The sequence below is a fragment of the Stenotrophomonas sp. 86428_Sma genome (assembly GCF_056481585.1).
Genome location: NZ_CM151156.1, coordinates 4,564,900 through 4,579,196 on the forward strand (window position 1 = coordinate 4,564,900; position 14,297 = coordinate 4,579,196).

Sequence of the window (14,297 nt, forward strand, 5' to 3'; positions counted from 1 at the left end):
TTCCGGCGGAGAGCATCCACGCATGGCGTGGATGCGATCAGGATCCGTGCCGACCAAGGTCGGCACCCACCAAGCTAGCGGGACGACCGGAAGTTGTTGCGCAGGCCGTTCCAGCACTGCTGGTAATCGCCCTGGCGATGGCCGGCGGCCAGCGCCTGTGCGGTCGGGCGGATCACCGCGCGGGTCTCAAACATGAAAGCCATCGTGTCCTTGATCACATCGGCCTTGGACAGGTCCGCATTGGAGGCCTTGTCGAAGGTCGGCGCATCCGGACCGTGACCGCTCATGCAGTTGTGCAGCGACGCGCCGCCGGGCACGAAGCCTTCGGCCTTGGCATCGTAGGCGCCATGCACCAGGCCCATGAACTCGCTGGCGATGTTGCGATGGAACCACGGCGGACGGAACGTGTTCTGCGCCACCAGCCAGCGTGGCGGGAAGATCGCGAAGTCCATGTTGCTGGTGCCGGGCGTGTCGCTGGGCGAATGCAGCACCAGGAAGATCGACGGATCCGGGTGGTCGTAACTGATCGAACCGATGGTGTTGAAGCGGCGCAGGTCGTAGCGGTACGGCGCGTAATTGCCATGCCAGGCCACCACGTCCAGCGGCGAATGGTCGATCGGCGCACGCCACAGGCGGCCCTCGAACTTGGCGATCAGTTCGAAATCACCATCGACATCCTCGAACGCCGCGTGCGGGGTTTCGAAGTCGCGCGGGTTGGCCAGGCCGTTGGACCCGATCGGACCGAGGTCCGGCAGTTTCAGCAGCGCACCGTAGTTTTCGCAGATATAGCCGCGGCTCGGGCCATCGGGCAGTTCGACGCGGAAGCGCACGCCGCGCGGGATCACCGCGATCTGCTGCGGCTCGATCTCGATCACGCCCAGCTCGGTCAGCAGGCGCAGCGCGCCCAGCTGCGGCACGATCAGCAGCTCGCCGTCGGCGTCGTAGAAGTAGCGGCCGACCATGTCGCGGTTGGCAGCGTATAGGTGGATGCCCACGCCGGCATGCGCATCGGGCGAGCCGTTGCCACCCATCGTGTACAGGCCTTCGACAAAATCGGTCGGCAGCTCCGGCAGCGGCAACGGGCTCCAGCGCAGCTGGTTCGGTGAAGCCGGCTGTGCGCCGAAATCACACTGCAGCTGCGACTGCGCGAACGGGCTGAACTCGCCATGGGTCACCGCCGGGCGGATCCGGTACAGCCAGCTGCGGCGGTTGCTGCCACGCGGCGCGGTGAAGGCGGTGCCGGTCAACTGTTCGGCGTACAGGCCGTGGGCCACCTTCTGCGGTGAGTTCTGCCCGACCGGCAGCGCGCCGGCAACGGCCTCGGTGGCGAATTCGTTGCCGAAGCCGGACTGGTAGCCGCGGGCGGTGATGGCGGGGGACATGGGAACTCCAGAGATTGCCGGCCAGCGGCCGGCACGACCATTCGGACAGGCAATGCCGGCGGGACGCCGACATTGCCTGCAGACCTTACAGCACGCCGCGGCGGATCTGGTCGCGCTCGATGCTCTCGAACAGTGCGGTGAAGTTGCCTTCGCCGAAGCCTTCGTTGCCCTTGCGCTGGATGATCTCGAAGAAGATCGGGCCGATGCAGTTCTGGGTGAAGATCTGCAGCAGCTTGCGCTGGTGGGTTTCCGGATCGGCATCGATCAGGATCTTGTTCTTCGCCAGGCGCGGCACGTCTTCACCGTGGTTCGGCACGCGCTGGTCGATCACGTCGAAGTAGGTCTCCGGCGTATCGAGGAAGTCCACGCCCTGCGCGCGCATCGCTTCGACGGTCTCGTAGATGTTCTCGGTGAAGCAGGCGATGTGCTGGATGCCCTCGCCCTTGTACGCGTCCAGGTACTCGTTGATCTGGCTCTTCGGGTCGGACGATTCGTTCAGCGGGATGCGCACGATGCCGTCCGGCGCGGTCATCGCCTTGGACACCAGGCCGGTCTTCAGGCCCTTGATGTCGAAGTAGCGGATCTCGCGGAAGTTGAACAGGCGTTCGTAGTAGTCCGACCACTGCTGCATGTTGCCGAAGTACAGGTTGTGGGTCAGGTGGTCGATGAAGGTCAGGCCGAAGCCCACCGGGTGCAGGTCGGCACCGGCGATCGGCTCGTAGTCGCCGTCGAAGATGCTGCCGGCGCTGCCGTAGCGGTCGACCAGGTACAGCATGCAGTCGCCGATGCCCTTGATGACCGGCGCGCTGACCGCCTTGCTGTCCGGCTTGAAAGCGATGGCTTCGGCGCCGTTGCCCAGCGCGGTCTGGTAGACCTCCTGGCCCGGCTTCTTGAAGCGGATGGCGAAGCCGCAGGCGCACGGGCCGTGCTTTTCGGCGAAGTCCGAGGCGAACGAATCCGGGTCTTCATTGACCAGGAAGTTGACGTCGCCCTGGCGATAGACGGTAATCGGACGCTGCTTGTGCTTGAGCACCGCGCTGAAGCCCATCTTCCGGAAGTACTCGTGCAGCTCCTGGCCACGGCCGGCCGGGGCGGCGAATTCGACGAACTCGAAGCCGTCGATGCCCATCGGGTTCTCGAAGGTGGTGACCTGCATGCCGGGGTTGGGGTGCGAGGCGGTCGGGACTGCGGTATTCATGGCGTGGCTCCGAATCGGTACCGCATCGGTACAAACCAGGTGCGGGCAGGTAGGGACCCGGCGAGAATGCAGGGTCTGGACCTACCCCTTATAGTTACACTTGAAACCACCAGCAAGGTGCACCGCAACATGAGCCCCGCCGATCCCGTTTCGACCCGCCTGCGTTCCTCGCACGTCCTGCTCGACCTGGAACAGTTCCTGCCGTACCGGCTGAGCGTGCTGTCCAACCGGGTCAGCGGCAACATCGCCAAGCTATACGGCGATCGTTACGGTCTGGCGATTCCCGAGTGGCGGGTGATAACCATCCTGGCGCTGTACCCGGGCTCCTCGGCCAGCGAGGTCTCCGACCGCACGGCAATGGACAAGGTGGCGGTCAGCCGCGCCGTGGCCCGCCTGCTGGAGCGCGGCTTCATCAAGCGCGAGACCCACGGCGACGACCGCCGCCGCTCGGTGCTGGCGCTGTCGGCGGCCGGCTTCGAGGTCTACGAGACCATCGCGCCGATGGTGATCGAGATCACCCGCAAACTGATGTCGGTGCTGAGCGAAGAGGAAGAGCAGGTGCTGGAAAAACTGATCCTCCGCCTGGCCGGCGAAGGCCTGGAGCGGATGGGCGAAGGGGTCTGAAAGAAAAAAGGGGACGGAGGGGATTAAGCCGCAATCGGCACATATGTGCGTGATACGACTTAATCCCCTCCGTCCCCTTTTTTCAGCTCAGATGCTTGCGCCGCGCATGGATCCACGGCACCGCCAGCGCAGCGATGGCACCGCCGGCGAAGCCCAGCGATGCGGCAACCGTGGCCGCTTCAACCGCGCCCGGCAGCGCCAGCGCGGCAGCCACCAGCAGCAGCGACGGCAGGCCGACGAAGGTGCCCAGGAAGAAGTGCCAACGCGGTGACCAGGTGTTGAGCTGCAGCAGGCTGACCGGCTGCCAGGCGTCGGATGCGGTGTCTTCGGCGATCTTCGCCACGACCTTGCCCAGGTCCACCTCCGGCACCGCACGCCCCTGCCGTGTAGTCGCCAGCAGTTCGGCCACCGCCTCCACCGGCGGGAAACTGGACGGCCACGCAACCGGCGCCGGCACGCCATAGGCGGTCAGCAGCGGCACGCTCAGCCACGGCGCCACCAGTGGGCGCATGCGGCGACGGCCATGCACGCACCAGATCTGCGGCTGGCCGTGCGCGGTGACGCTGTACAGCGCCAGTTCGTTGGCCGGTGGATAGCCGAGCATGGTCACCCGCGCGGCCAGGCTGTCCTGGCCCATCGCGCGCAGGAAGCCAGGACGGCTGCGCCCTTCCTGCATCCACGCCAGACCGAGTGCACCCACCAGATAGGCCTCCGCCACGTCCTTGCTGCCGGCGGTGGCGCGCTCGTCGCTGGCCAGGTACCAGGCCAGCGACTTTGGTTCAGAGACGTCCTCCAGGCCCCAGCGGCTGTCGTCACCCAGCACGTGGCGCACCGGCAGGCGCGCCGACGCGGTTTCACCACGTTCGCCCGGCTGCAGGAACGGCAGCACGCCCTGGATGAACGTGGACAGTTCGATCGCACGCACGCCATGGCCCTGCCATTCCGGCGGCAGCAGCCCGGCCAGCTGGCCGTCGGCGGCCAATGCATCGAGCCGTGACTTCTGCTCGACCAGTTTCTGCACCGCCCCCTTCAGCACCACGTTGTCGGGCAGCGCGATCTGCGGTAGGCGGTGACGCGGCGGTGCCAGTTCAACGGTGTCCTCGCCGGTACCGGCGTCATCCAGCAACGCCTCCTGCGGCGGCAGGGTCACGCCCTCGCCTGCCCCAGCCTCGGCCAGGTCGCTGGCAGGTTCGGGCAGTCGTTCGGCGTGGTCGCTGTGCATGGGCGTTCCGGAAGGTTGCATCGACGGGATGTCGACTGAGGTCCTTGCCGGTAACGGCGTACGTGCGATGAAGTTGAGACGCCGTTTCAGAGAGTGTGACGGCGCGCGCAATCGACCCACTTCATGCGTGGATGTGCCTCAGTGCCGACCAACGGTCAGCACCCACCGGGGGGGCGGTCAGCGGTCGGCATCCACCGAAGCTGCCGGCCAGCGGCCGGCACTACCCTATTCCGGTTTGTCAGGTGCCCACTGCTTGAGGAACGCGGTCACGCGCGCGGGCTGGAAGGCTTCGCCCTTGCGCAGCTCGCCGGTCGCCTGCGACACCAGCAGTCCGCCATCGGCATCGAGTACCAGCAGGTACGGGTAGTCGCGTTCCATCATCGGGAACTGGGCGAAGAAAGCGGTGTTGGGCTGTTCGTCGCTGGTGTTGACCTTCACCCACACGTAGTGGGCATCGCGGAAGCGGCGCAGGTCGCCGTTGCCTTCCACCACCTCGTCCAGCGCCCGGCAGCGCTCACAGGCGGCGTTGCCGACCTCGAGCAGGATGCGCTTCTTGCCGCGCTGGGCTTCCACCTTGGCAGTGGCCAGATCGTCGGCGGGGTTGCGGGCCGGGTCGAACTGCGCGCCGAGCCCTGCGATGGCGGCGATGTCCGCCGCCACCGGGGTGTTGCCCGAGGCCACCGGTTCGCTGGGGTCAGCGACCGGTGGCTCGGTGGGTCGGGTATCCAAAGGCTGCGTAGGCTCGGCGGCGGCAGGCGGTTGCGGTTGGGAACAGGCGCCGATCAGCGCCACACAGACCACCACCACTGCACCACCGAGCTTGCTGCGCATGCCTACTACCCTCTCATCATCATTTGACGCCGTGCATCAGCTTGTTGATCAGCGGGGCGACCAGGAACAGCACCACGCCGGAGCCGATCAGGGCCCAGAACCCGAAGGTATACCCCTTCAGGGCCGACTCGACCGTCATGCCGCCTTCACCACTGACCACGCCGGCGAAGATGCCCGACAGGTTGTTGCCGATGCCGGTGGACAGGAACCAGCCACCCATGCCGAAGCCGACCAGGCGCACCGGGGCCAGCTTGGTCACCATCGACAGGCCGATCGGCGACAGGCACAGCTCACCCACCGACTGGATGACGTAGACCATGAACAGGGTCCAGAACGGGATCTTGCCGTCCACGACCATCTGCGACAGGGCGAACATCAACAGCGCGAACGCGGCGCCGTTGAACAGCAGGCCCAGGCCGAACTTGCGCGGGATGGACGGATTGGCGCGGCCCATGGCCACCCAGATCCAGGCGATGATCGGTGCCAGGGTGATGATGGCCACCGAGTTGACCGACTGGAACCACGCGGTCGGGAAGGTCCAGTCACCGAACTGGCGGTTGACGATGTTCTCAGCCAGGAAGGTGAACGAGCTGCCGGCCTGCTCGAAGAACATCCAGAACATCACATTGAAGGCGAAGATGATCAGCATCGCGATCACGCGGTCGCGCTGCACCTTGCCCTCGCGGATGCCCTCGACCAGCAGCAGGATGGCCAGCGCGGTGAACATCGCGCCCAGGATCCAGGCCAGTGCGGTGGCGCCGGTGGCCAGCAGGAAGTAGGCGACCGGGATGGCGACCACGGCACCGGCCAGCACCATGATGATGCGGCCGAAGCCTTCAGCGCCGGCCGGCGGTGCACCGATGCCCTTCAGGCCGGCGCGACCGATGTAGAACCACACCAGCGAGATCAGCATGCCCACGCCCGAGGCGATGAACACGACCTTGTAGGACGGCATCGCGTCGGTACCGAAGACCTTGCGGGCCAGGTACTCGGTCAGCACCGGGGCGATCATCGCGCCGATGTTGATGCCCATGTAGAAGATGGTGAAGCCCGAATCGCGGCGCTCGTCCTTCAGGCCGTACAGCTTGCCGACCATGGTCGAGATGTTGGGCTTGAACAGGCCGTTGCCGACGATGATCGTGGCCAGGCCGAGCTTGAAGATGTGCTCCTGCGGCAGCGAGATCATGAACAGGCCGGCGGCCATGATGATCGCGCCGGTCAGGATCGATCGCTGGTAACCCAGTACCCGGTCGGCCACGTAGCCACCGAAGATCGCTGCGGCATACACCAGGGCCAGGTAGGCGCCGTAGATGCGGCTGGCGTCGCCTTCACCGGCAGCGCTGCCGTTGTAGAACTGGGCGACGATGTACAGCACCAAGGCCCAGCGGATGCCGTAGAACGCAAAGCGCTCCCAGAACTCGGTCATGAACAGCATCCACAACGGGCGCGGGTGGCCCAGCGTGGTCTTGAAGTCCGGCAGCGCCGGCTCTGGGGTGTTCGCAGTGGCGTTTACGCTCATGCGGATTTCCTGGTTCGGTGGATGACGAGCACGTCCGATGTGCAGTTGGAGCAACGCGCGAGGATCACCGACTTCTGGCGTTCACGTCAAATACACGCCGTTTGAGGCAGGTGCCAGCCTGCTCCCTGAACTTGCATCTGAAACGATCCAGCCGCCGGCCGGGATCCAAGCTGAATACGGATCAGCCCTGTTCTGCCGGGGGCCCGGCCTGCAGGCTGGTCCGCACCTGGAACAGTTCAGGGAAGAAGGTCAGTTCCAGCGCCTTGGCCAGGAAGCCCACGCCGGACGAGCCGCCCGTGCCGCGCTTGAAGCCGATCACCCGCATCACGGTGCGCATGTGTCGGAATCGCCACAGCTGGAAGGCGGTCTCCAGGTCCACCAGGTCCTCGCACAGCGAGTACTCGCGCCAGTAGCGGTCGGTGTCCTGGTAGATGCGTTCGAAGACCGGCTGCAGTGCGTCATCGGCCACATGCGGCTGGGTCCAGTCGTGGGCCTCGTACACCGCCGGGACGGCGTGGCCGAAACGGGTCAGGTACTTCAGGAATTCCTCGTACAGGCTGGGCGCCTCCAGCACGGTGCGCAGCTGCGCCTGCCCGGCCGCATCGTGCTCGAACACCTGCAGCATCTGTGCGTTCTTGTTGCCCAGCAGGAACTCGATGTAGCGGTACTGCAGCGACTGGAAGCCCGACGACGGGCCCAGCACGTCGCGGAAGCCCATGTACTCGGACGGGGTCAGGGTTTCCAGCACCGACCACTGCTCGGTCAGCTGGCGCAGCACCTGCTTGCTGCGCGCCAGCACCTTGCGGCACTGCCAGACTTCATCGCGCTGCAGGAAGCCGATTGCGGCACGCAGCTCATGGCCCAGCAGCTTCAGCCACAGCTCCGAGGTCTGATGCTGGATGATGAAGAGCATCTCGTCGTGGTGCGGCGGGCTGGACAGCGGCTGCTGCGCGCTGAGCAGCTGGTCCAGCCGCAGGTAGCCGCCATAGGTCAGGCGTCCCTGCAGGTCGGTGTGGATGCCGGCTTCGAGATCGCGTTGGTTGTTGTCGACGGACATGGGCGGGACCAGATCGGGGGCGGCAAGGGTAGCGCGTTGCCGCCGCGCTGGCAGCCGCCGGGTCCATACCGGGGCGTGCGGTTGGTCGTGGAGCATCGGCCGATGCCGGGGCTGCGCGTGGAACCGTCCGCGCCGTTGTACTGGCGGTCAGCCAGAGGCGTATTCTGATGCTTTGCAGCAACGACTGAATACGTTGTTGTTATTGGCCCCCCACCCGCCGGCAGGGGTAAAACGGGGAATCGCCGTGTTGCGGCGCAGGAAGGCTATTCCGTACGCGTTCCTTAACATGGCGATTCATATCATTTGTAACTTCTCTGTCGAAGGTGCAGTACGCAATGACGGTTGCCGCTGAATTCAAGATCGAATACCTGCAGTACCTGGATACGGACGGCACGCTCGTCCGCGATGACCTGCCCGCGTCGCTGCGCGACCCCAAGGTCCTGGTACCGCTGTTCAAGCAGATGCTGTTCGTACGCACGTTCGACAGCAAATCCATCGCGCTGCAGCGCACCGGCAAGCTCGGCACCTATGCCGCCTGCCTGGGCCACGAAGCCGCGCACGTGGGTATCGGCGCTGCGATGCAGAAGGACGACGTGTTCGCACCTTCGTACCGTGAGTATGGCGCGATGTTCATGCGTGGCGTGCGCCCGCACGACGTGCTGATGTACTGGGGCGGCGACGAACGCGGCAACGATTACGGCGGCAACGCGGCCAAGGACTTCCCGTTCTGCGTGCCGATCTCCACCCAGTGCCTGCATGCCGCAGGCGCGGCGCTGAAGTTCAAGCTCAACAAGGAAGCGCAGATCGCGGTGGCCGTGTGTGGCGACGGCGGCAGCTCCAAGACCGACTTCTATGCGGCACTGAATTCGGCAGGCGCCTACAAGCTGCCGCTGATCCTGTGCATCGTCAACAACGGCTGGGCCATCTCGGTCCCGCGTTCGGCCCAGACCGGTGCCGAAACGCTGGCGCAGAAGGGCCTGGCCGGTGGCCTGCATTGCCTGCAGGTGGACGGCAACGACCTGATCGCAGTGCTGGCGGCGATGGAGCAGGCGCGCGAACGTGCGCTGGCCGGTAACGGTGGCACCGTGCTGGAACTGATGACCTACCGCCTGTCCGACCACACCACCGCCGATGACGCGCGCCGCTACCGCGACGACGCCGAAGTGAAGGATGCCTGGCAGCGCGAGCCGATGCTGCGCCTGCGCAAGTACCTGATCAACGCCGGCGTGTGGAGCGAGGACGAGGAAACCGCGTGGGTCGCCGAGTGCGGCGCGCGCGTGGACGAGGAAGTGAACCTGTACCTCAACACGCCGGTGCAGCCGGTCGAGGCGATGTTCGATTTCCTCTACGCCGATCCGCCGCAGGACCTGCTGGCCCAGCGTGCCCAGGCGATCGCCCTGGAGAAGCGCCATGGATGAGATCAAGAACGGCGCGCCCGGCGCGCACACCAACGCCGCCGACAGCGCCGCCGGCGCGCGCGGAGAAGAGAGCATGACCACTACCCCCATCACCCTGATCGAAGCCATCACACAGGCACTGGCCTGGGAGCTGGAGCACGACCCGTCGGTGCTGGTGCTGGGCGAGGACGTGGGCGTCAACGGCGGCGTGTTCCGCGCCACCGCCGGCCTGCAGCAGCGCTTCGGCTCCGAACGCATCCTCGACACCCCGCTGGATGAAACCACCATCGCCGGCCTGACCATCGGCCTGGCGGCGCAGGGCATGAAGCCCGTGGCCGAGGCCCAGTTCGATGGCTTCATGTACCCGATGGTCGACCATATCGTCTGCCACGCCGCACGCCTGCGTTACCGCACGCGTGGCCGCCTGCACTGCCCGATGGTGCTGCGCGTGCCGTGGGGCGGTGGCATCCGCGCACCGGAACACCACAGCGAAGCCAACGAGGCGATCTTCACCAACGTGCCGGGCCTGCGCGTGGTGCTGCCGTCGTCGCCGCAGCGCGCCTACGGCCTGCTGCTGGCCGCGATCCGCGAGCCGGATCCGGTGATCTACATGGAGCCCAAGCGCATCTACCGCCAGTACAAGGAAGTGGTCGTCAACGACGGCGAGGCCTTGCCGCTGGACGTCTGCTTCGTGCTGCGCGACGGCACCGACGTGACCCTGGTGACCTGGGGCGCGCAGGTGAAGGAAGCGCTGGAAGCGGCCGACAAGCTGGCCGGTGAAGGCATCAGTGCCGAAGTCATCGACGTGGCCACGCTGCGTCCGCTGGACTTCGCCACCATCGCCGAATCGGTGGCCAAGACCGGCCGCTGCGTGATCGTGCAGGAGGCCCCGAAGACCGCGGGCTTCGGCGCCGAAATCGCTGCGCGCCTGGCCGAGGACTCGATCTACGACCTGCTGGCCCCGGTCGAGCGCGTCACTGGCTACGACACCCACATTCCGCTGTTCCGCCTGGAAATGAAGTACCTGCCGAGCGTTGAGCGGATCGTGGCTGCGGCCAAGCGCGCGGTGGCGGCCGGCTGACATGCGGGCCCGCCTTCTGGGGGCTTACCGCAGCCAGTATCCCAACCCGCTCCGGTTCCACACCGGCCAGATCGTCGAAGTAGGTGTCCGTGACGAGGAATGGCCGGCGTTTGCCTGGGTACGCACCAACGATGGGCGCGCTGGATGGGCGCCCATCGCCTGGTTGCAGCTGCTGGACGAGGGGCGCGCCGAAGCGCTGTGCGACTACGACGCCCGCGAGCTGGATGTGGAAAGCGGCGAGATGGTGAAGCTTCATCACGAACACGGCGGGTGGTGGTGGTCCGAGCGCGCCAATGGCGCGACGGGTTGGCTGCCGGCCCGCGAACTGGAACTGCTGGAAGAGAACTGCAAATGAGCCAGACCAAGAACTTCAACCTGCCCGACCTGGGCGAAGGCCTGCCGGACGCGACCATCGTCGAGTGGTTCGTCAAGGAAGGCGATGTGATCAAGCTGGACGAGCCGCTGGTCTCGATGGAGACCGCCAAGGCCGTCGTCGAGGTGCCGTCGCCGTTCTCCGGCAAGGTGCTGAAGCTGTCCGGCGCTGCCGGCGACATCATCCCGACCGGCTCGGTGCTGGCCAGCTTCGAGCTGGACCCGAACCTGCCGCAGCGCGCGGATGGCCAGGACACCGGCCACAGCCACGGCCATACGGCACCGGCCGCGGCACCGACCCCGCCGCCGCTGCCGGCCGCTGCCGCACCGGTGGCCGCCGAAGCGGCCAAGCCCGCCGCCGCCGAGCGTGATGACGCCGGTACCGTGGTCGGCGCCATGCAGAGTTCCAACGCCGTGCACGCCGAGCAGGCGCTGGCCGTCGGTGGCGTCAAGGCCGTACCGGCCGTGCGTGCCACCGCGCGCAAGCTGGGCGTGGACCTGTCCCGCGTACGCGCCACCGGCGCCGATGGCGCGGTGACCATGGCCGACGTCAAGCAGGCAGCTGCGGATGGCAGCGCAAAGATCGGTGCCGCTCCGGCGCCGGCCGCTGCTGCCTATGCCGCGCCGGCCCCGGCGCAGGTGTCTGCCCCGGTGCAGAGCGAAGCCCGCACCCCGCTGTCCGCCGCCGGCAAGCCGATGCGCACCCAGCCGCCGGGCGTGGTCGCCAAGGGTCAGCCGGAACCGCTGAAGGGCGTTCGCCGCAACATGGCGCGCGTGATGGCCGATGCGCACAGCAAGGTCGTGCCGACCACGCTGAACGACGACGCCGACATCCACGCCTGGCTGCCGGGCAACGACGTCACCGCGCGCCTGGTGCGTTCGATCGTGGTCGCCGCACAGAAGGTGCCGGCGATGAACGCCTGGTTCGACGGTGAAGCGCTGACCCGCACCCTGCACGCGCAGGTGGACATCGGCATCGCCGTGGACACCGACGACGGCCTGTTCGTGCCGGCCCTGCGCAACGCCGACATGCTCGACGCACGCGGCATCCGTGAAGGCGTCAACCGCCTGCGCGAGCAGGTCGAATCGCGTTCGATCGCCGCCTCGGAACTGAGCGGCTACACCATCTCGCTGTCCAACTTCGGCATGTTCGCCGGCCGCTACGCGACCCCGGTCGTGGTGCCGCCATGCGTGGCCATCGTCGGTGCCGGCCGTGCCCGCCACCAGATGACCCCGGTGATGGGCGGTGTGGAAGCGCACAAGGTGATCCCGCTGTCGGTCACCTTCGACCACCGCGCGGCTACCGGTGGTGAAGCGGCCCGCTTCCTGCGCGCGATGATGGACGATTTGGCGCTGGCCAGCTGATCGGCCACCTTATCGGTGGGTGCCGACCTTGGTTGGCACATGAAACTGATTGGTGGGTGCCAACCTTGGTTGGCACATGAAGTGGAGAAACGCCGGGCAATGCCCGGCGTTTTTTTGTGCCTGCATCCATGCATGGCGTGGATCTACACAATGCGGGCGATCAATCGCGCGCGACCATGCCTTCGGCGCGGCTGTACACACGCAGGCGGTGGCCATCCGGATCGGCGCCGACGAAGGTATGGCCGAATTCCAAGGTCACCGGTGCCTGCAGGATCTGCACGCCGAATGCGCGCCACGCATCGTGCATCTGCTGCACGGCCTCCGGGTTGGCGACCATCATCGCCAGTTCGGCGGCACCGGCCTGCGCAGACACAGGTGGCTGCACGTCGTCGCGTTGCCACAGGCCCAGTGCGGCGCCATCGCCGAGCAGGAACAGGGCGAAACCGGGCGACTGCTCGACCGGTGGCTTGCCGAGAATGCCGCTGTAGAACGTGGCGCTGGTGGCGACGTCGCGCACGTACTGCAGCAGGGTGCTGGGCGTGAACATGGGGAACCTCCGTTGTTGGGAGCGTTCATGGTGGTACGGCCCTGCTGACAGATTCTGTCAGTAGCGTCGAGCGTGATCGACTGCTGTTGCCCCCCCCTGGTAGATGTCGAGCTTGCTCGACTGCTGTTGCCCTTGCCCTGGTAGATGTCGAGCTTGCTCGACTGCTGTTGTTGTTGCTCTGGTAGATGTCGAGCTTGCTCGACTGCTGTTCGCGAAGATCAAAGGCGGTCGAGCAAGCTCGACCTCTACCAGGAGCGAAGAGCGAAGGCCGCCGTCCCCAGGAGCCGGAAGCGATGCACGGAAGCAGTCGAGCACGCTCGACCCTACGAACGGTCCAGCCAGTCCGGTGCGATGCCCTGTGCCTTCTGCCAGCGCCGCAGCAGGGTGGCGCGCGGCACGAGGTAGCGATCCTCCAGCACGCGCACCTGGCGGATGCGGTCCAGCCGGAAATGGCGGAAGTCCTCGCGGCCTTCGCACCACGCCGCCAGCATCGGCACTTCATCGAAGTAGCCCAGTGCGAACGGCCAGACAATGCGCTCGCTGCGCTGGCCCTGTGCATCCTGGTAGCCGAACTTCAGGCGCCGCTGTGAACCCACAGCCTCACGCACGGCCTGCAGGCGTGCCGCCGGCATCTTGGCCGCAGCGCGCGAAGGGCCAACGCGCAGTCCACTGTCACGCAAGGCTTCCCGACGCGCGGCAGGCAGCACATGCGCGATACGCGCCAGAGCGTCACGTGCGGCCTCGGCCAACGCGGGTTCGGTGCGGGCCGCAACCCAGCGCAGGCCCAGCACCAATGCATCGATCTCTGCGGGTGGCAGGGTCATCGGCGGCAGGGTATCGCTAGGTGCCAGCTGGTAGCCGACGCCAGCCTCACCACGCAGGTCGGCGCCTTGCTCGCGCAGGGTCTCGATATCGCGGTACAGCGTTCGCAAGCTGATGCCCAGCGCTTCGGCCAGCACCTGCCCGGCCACCGGCCGTCGATGGCGGCGCAGCAGCTGTTGAAGCTGGGTCAGGCGCAGCGCGCGCGACATCAGCCGACCAGTGCGCTGGATGCCACCACGTGTTCACCCGGTTGTGGGGCCAGCGCGGCTTCGACCAGTGCCTTGGCGATCTCGCTGGCCGGATTGATCCGCCACGCCCGTGGCAGCAGCGGCCCCAATGCCCCCAACACCGTCAGCGCCAGGCGCTCGCCACGTCGCACCTCGGTGCGCTCGCCGCCGATCAGCCCGGGGCGGACCAGGGTCAACGAGTTGAACCCCAGCGCACGCAGGTCATGCTCCAGCTCGCCCTTCACCCGGCTGTAGAAGATCGACGACTGCGGGTTGGCGCCGGCTGCGGAATTCAGCACATAGGTCTGCGCACCCTGCGCCTGCGCCAGGCGGGCGAACGCCAGCGGGTAGTCATGGTCGATACGGTGGAAGGCCTCGCGGCTGCCGGCTTGGGCAATGGTGCTGCCGAGCGCGCAGATGACCGCGTCCACGCGCGTCCATTCGGCTGCGTCGGGCAGTGCATCGAAGGCCAGCACCGGGTTCTCCAGCTTGGCGTGGGCCACAGCCAACGGGCGGCGGGTCGGCGCGATCACGGCGCTGCAGCGCGGGTCGTCCAGCAGCCTGGACAGGGTCAGCCCACCGACCAGCCCGGTCGCCCCCAGCAACATCACGCGCATCACCACCTCCACTGCGGCATCCTGTCGCCCATCCTA

The 14,297-nt window shown here is 66.7% G+C and carries 14 protein-coding genes; 5 read left to right on the forward strand and 9 right to left on the reverse strand.

What is annotated here, in order from left to right; translation table 11 throughout:
- Positions 1–74: 74 nt before the first annotated feature.
- Positions 75–1,382 (reverse strand): homogentisate 1,2-dioxygenase, encoded by a 1,308-nt coding sequence (gene hmgA, locus ACZK3J_RS20970; protein ID WP_414578105.1) that lies wholly within the window; start codon positions 1,380–1,382, stop codon positions 75–77.
- Positions 1,383–1,467: 85 nt separating this feature from the next.
- Entirely contained in the window at positions 1,468–2,580 is a 1,113-nt protein-coding gene (gene hppD / locus ACZK3J_RS20975; RefSeq protein ID WP_414578103.1) for a 4-hydroxyphenylpyruvate dioxygenase, read from the reverse strand.
- Positions 2,581–2,646: 66 nt separating this feature from the next.
- On the opposite strand from hppD, the gene ACZK3J_RS20980 reads away from it, so the two are divergent.
- Complete coding sequence (locus ACZK3J_RS20980) at positions 2,647–3,204, forward strand: MarR family winged helix-turn-helix transcriptional regulator (RefSeq protein WP_005411341.1); 558 nt, start codon at positions 2,647–2,649, stop codon at positions 3,202–3,204.
- 82 nt (positions 3,205–3,286) lie between these two features.
- Here ACZK3J_RS20980 and ACZK3J_RS20985 read toward each other — a convergent pair whose 3' ends face one another.
- From ACZK3J_RS20985 to ACZK3J_RS21000, 4 genes are all read right to left on the reverse strand, one after another.
- Positions 3,287–4,426: a hypothetical protein gene (locus ACZK3J_RS20985; RefSeq protein WP_049461223.1), complete on the reverse strand. Its 1,140-nt coding sequence runs from the start codon at positions 4,424–4,426 to the stop codon at positions 3,287–3,289.
- 225 nt (positions 4,427–4,651) lie between these two features.
- Entirely contained in the window at positions 4,652–5,257 is a 606-nt protein-coding gene (locus ACZK3J_RS20990) for a thioredoxin family protein (RefSeq protein WP_336685333.1), read from the reverse strand.
- 19 nt (positions 5,258–5,276) lie between these two features.
- Positions 5,277–6,776 carry a peptide MFS transporter gene (locus tag ACZK3J_RS20995; RefSeq protein WP_014038761.1) on the reverse strand — a complete coding sequence of 500 codons (1,500 nt, stop codon included), beginning with the start codon at positions 6,774–6,776 and terminating at the stop codon, positions 5,277–5,279.
- Positions 6,777–6,957: 181 nt separating this feature from the next.
- Positions 6,958–7,833 carry a tryptophan 2,3-dioxygenase gene (locus tag ACZK3J_RS21000; protein WP_049401685.1) on the reverse strand — a complete coding sequence of 292 codons (876 nt, stop codon included), beginning with the start codon at positions 7,831–7,833 and terminating at the stop codon, positions 6,958–6,960.
- A gap of 335 nt (positions 7,834–8,168) precedes the next feature.
- Here ACZK3J_RS21000 and pdhA point away from each other — a divergent pair, with 335 nt between their 5' ends.
- Genes pdhA through ACZK3J_RS21020 form a run of 4 tightly spaced genes read left to right on the forward strand, consistent with a single transcriptional unit; the run spans position 8,169 to position 12,048 of the window.
- A complete protein-coding gene (gene pdhA / locus ACZK3J_RS21005; protein ID WP_414578099.1) occupies positions 8,169–9,251 on the forward strand; it encodes a pyruvate dehydrogenase (acetyl-transferring) E1 component subunit alpha in 1,083 nt (360 codons plus the stop codon).
- Positions 9,244–10,311, forward strand: coding sequence for an alpha-ketoacid dehydrogenase subunit beta (locus tag ACZK3J_RS21010; protein ID WP_414578097.1), 1,068 nt, complete (start codon positions 9,244–9,246; stop codon positions 10,309–10,311). The genes pdhA and ACZK3J_RS21010 overlap by 8 nt, the downstream gene beginning before the upstream one ends.
- Before the next feature lies 1 nt (position 10,312).
- Positions 10,313–10,666, forward strand: coding sequence for an SH3 domain-containing protein (locus ACZK3J_RS21015; protein ID WP_005411349.1), 354 nt, complete (start codon positions 10,313–10,315; stop codon positions 10,664–10,666).
- Positions 10,663–12,048, forward strand: a complete 1,386-nt coding sequence (locus ACZK3J_RS21020; protein WP_414578095.1) for a dihydrolipoamide acetyltransferase family protein — start codon at positions 10,663–10,665, stop codon at positions 12,046–12,048. The genes ACZK3J_RS21015 and ACZK3J_RS21020 overlap by 4 nt, the downstream gene beginning before the upstream one ends.
- Positions 12,049–12,208: 160 nt before the next feature.
- Here the strand turns inward: ACZK3J_RS21020 and ACZK3J_RS21025 are convergent, their stop codons facing one another.
- From ACZK3J_RS21025 to ACZK3J_RS21035, 3 genes are all read right to left on the reverse strand, one after another.
- Entirely contained in the window at positions 12,209–12,595 is a 387-nt protein-coding gene (locus ACZK3J_RS21025) for a VOC family protein (protein WP_414578093.1), read from the reverse strand.
- A gap of 323 nt (positions 12,596–12,918) precedes the next feature.
- Positions 12,919–13,626, reverse strand: coding sequence for a helix-turn-helix transcriptional regulator (locus tag ACZK3J_RS21030; protein ID WP_414578091.1), 708 nt, complete (start codon positions 13,624–13,626; stop codon positions 12,919–12,921).
- Entirely contained in the window at positions 13,626–14,261 is a 636-nt protein-coding gene (locus ACZK3J_RS21035; protein WP_049401697.1) for an NAD-dependent epimerase/dehydratase family protein, read from the reverse strand. The genes ACZK3J_RS21030 and ACZK3J_RS21035 overlap by 1 nt, the downstream gene beginning before the upstream one ends.
- Between the last annotated feature and the right edge of the window lie 36 nt (positions 14,262–14,297).

What these genes read in the sequence shown, in the direction of transcription:
- ACZK3J_RS20990 (WP_336685333.1), bottom strand. Translation starts at nt 5,257, where the DNA reads ATGCGCAGCAAGCTCGGTGGTGCAGTGGTGGTGGTCTGTGTGGCGCTG.
- ACZK3J_RS20980 (WP_005411341.1), top strand. Translation starts at nt 2,647, where the DNA reads ATGCAGGGTCTGGACCTACCCCTTATAGTTACACTTGAAACCACCAGC.
- ACZK3J_RS21035 (WP_049401697.1), bottom strand. Translation starts at nt 14,261, where the DNA reads ATGCGCGTGATGTTGCTGGGGGCGACCGGGCTGGTCGGTGGGCTGACC.
- ACZK3J_RS21015 (WP_005411349.1), top strand. Translation starts at nt 10,313, where the DNA reads ATGCGGGCCCGCCTTCTGGGGGCTTACCGCAGCCAGTATCCCAACCCG.
- ACZK3J_RS21010 (WP_414578097.1), top strand. Translation starts at nt 9,244, where the DNA reads ATGGATGAGATCAAGAACGGCGCGCCCGGCGCGCACACCAACGCCGCC.
- ACZK3J_RS21020 (WP_414578095.1), top strand. Translation starts at nt 10,663, where the DNA reads ATGAGCCAGACCAAGAACTTCAACCTGCCCGACCTGGGCGAAGGCCTG.
- ACZK3J_RS21000 (WP_049401685.1), bottom strand. Translation starts at nt 7,833, where the DNA reads ATGTCCGTCGACAACAACCAACGCGATCTCGAAGCCGGCATCCACACC.
- ACZK3J_RS20995 (WP_014038761.1), bottom strand. Translation starts at nt 6,776, where the DNA reads ATGAGCGTAAACGCCACTGCGAACACCCCAGAGCCGGCGCTGCCGGAC.
- ACZK3J_RS21025 (WP_414578093.1), bottom strand. Translation starts at nt 12,595, where the DNA reads ATGTTCACGCCCAGCACCCTGCTGCAGTACGTGCGCGACGTCGCCACC.
- pdhA (WP_414578099.1), top strand. Translation starts at nt 8,169, where the DNA reads ATGACGGTTGCCGCTGAATTCAAGATCGAATACCTGCAGTACCTGGAT.
- hmgA (WP_414578105.1), bottom strand. Translation starts at nt 1,382, where the DNA reads ATGTCCCCCGCCATCACCGCCCGCGGCTACCAGTCCGGCTTCGGCAAC.
- hppD (WP_414578103.1), bottom strand. Translation starts at nt 2,580, where the DNA reads ATGAATACCGCAGTCCCGACCGCCTCGCACCCCAACCCCGGCATGCAG.
- ACZK3J_RS21030 (WP_414578091.1), bottom strand. Translation starts at nt 13,626, where the DNA reads ATGTCGCGCGCGCTGCGCCTGACCCAGCTTCAACAGCTGCTGCGCCGC.
- ACZK3J_RS20985 (WP_049461223.1), bottom strand. Translation starts at nt 4,426, where the DNA reads ATGCACAGCGACCACGCCGAACGACTGCCCGAACCTGCCAGCGACCTG.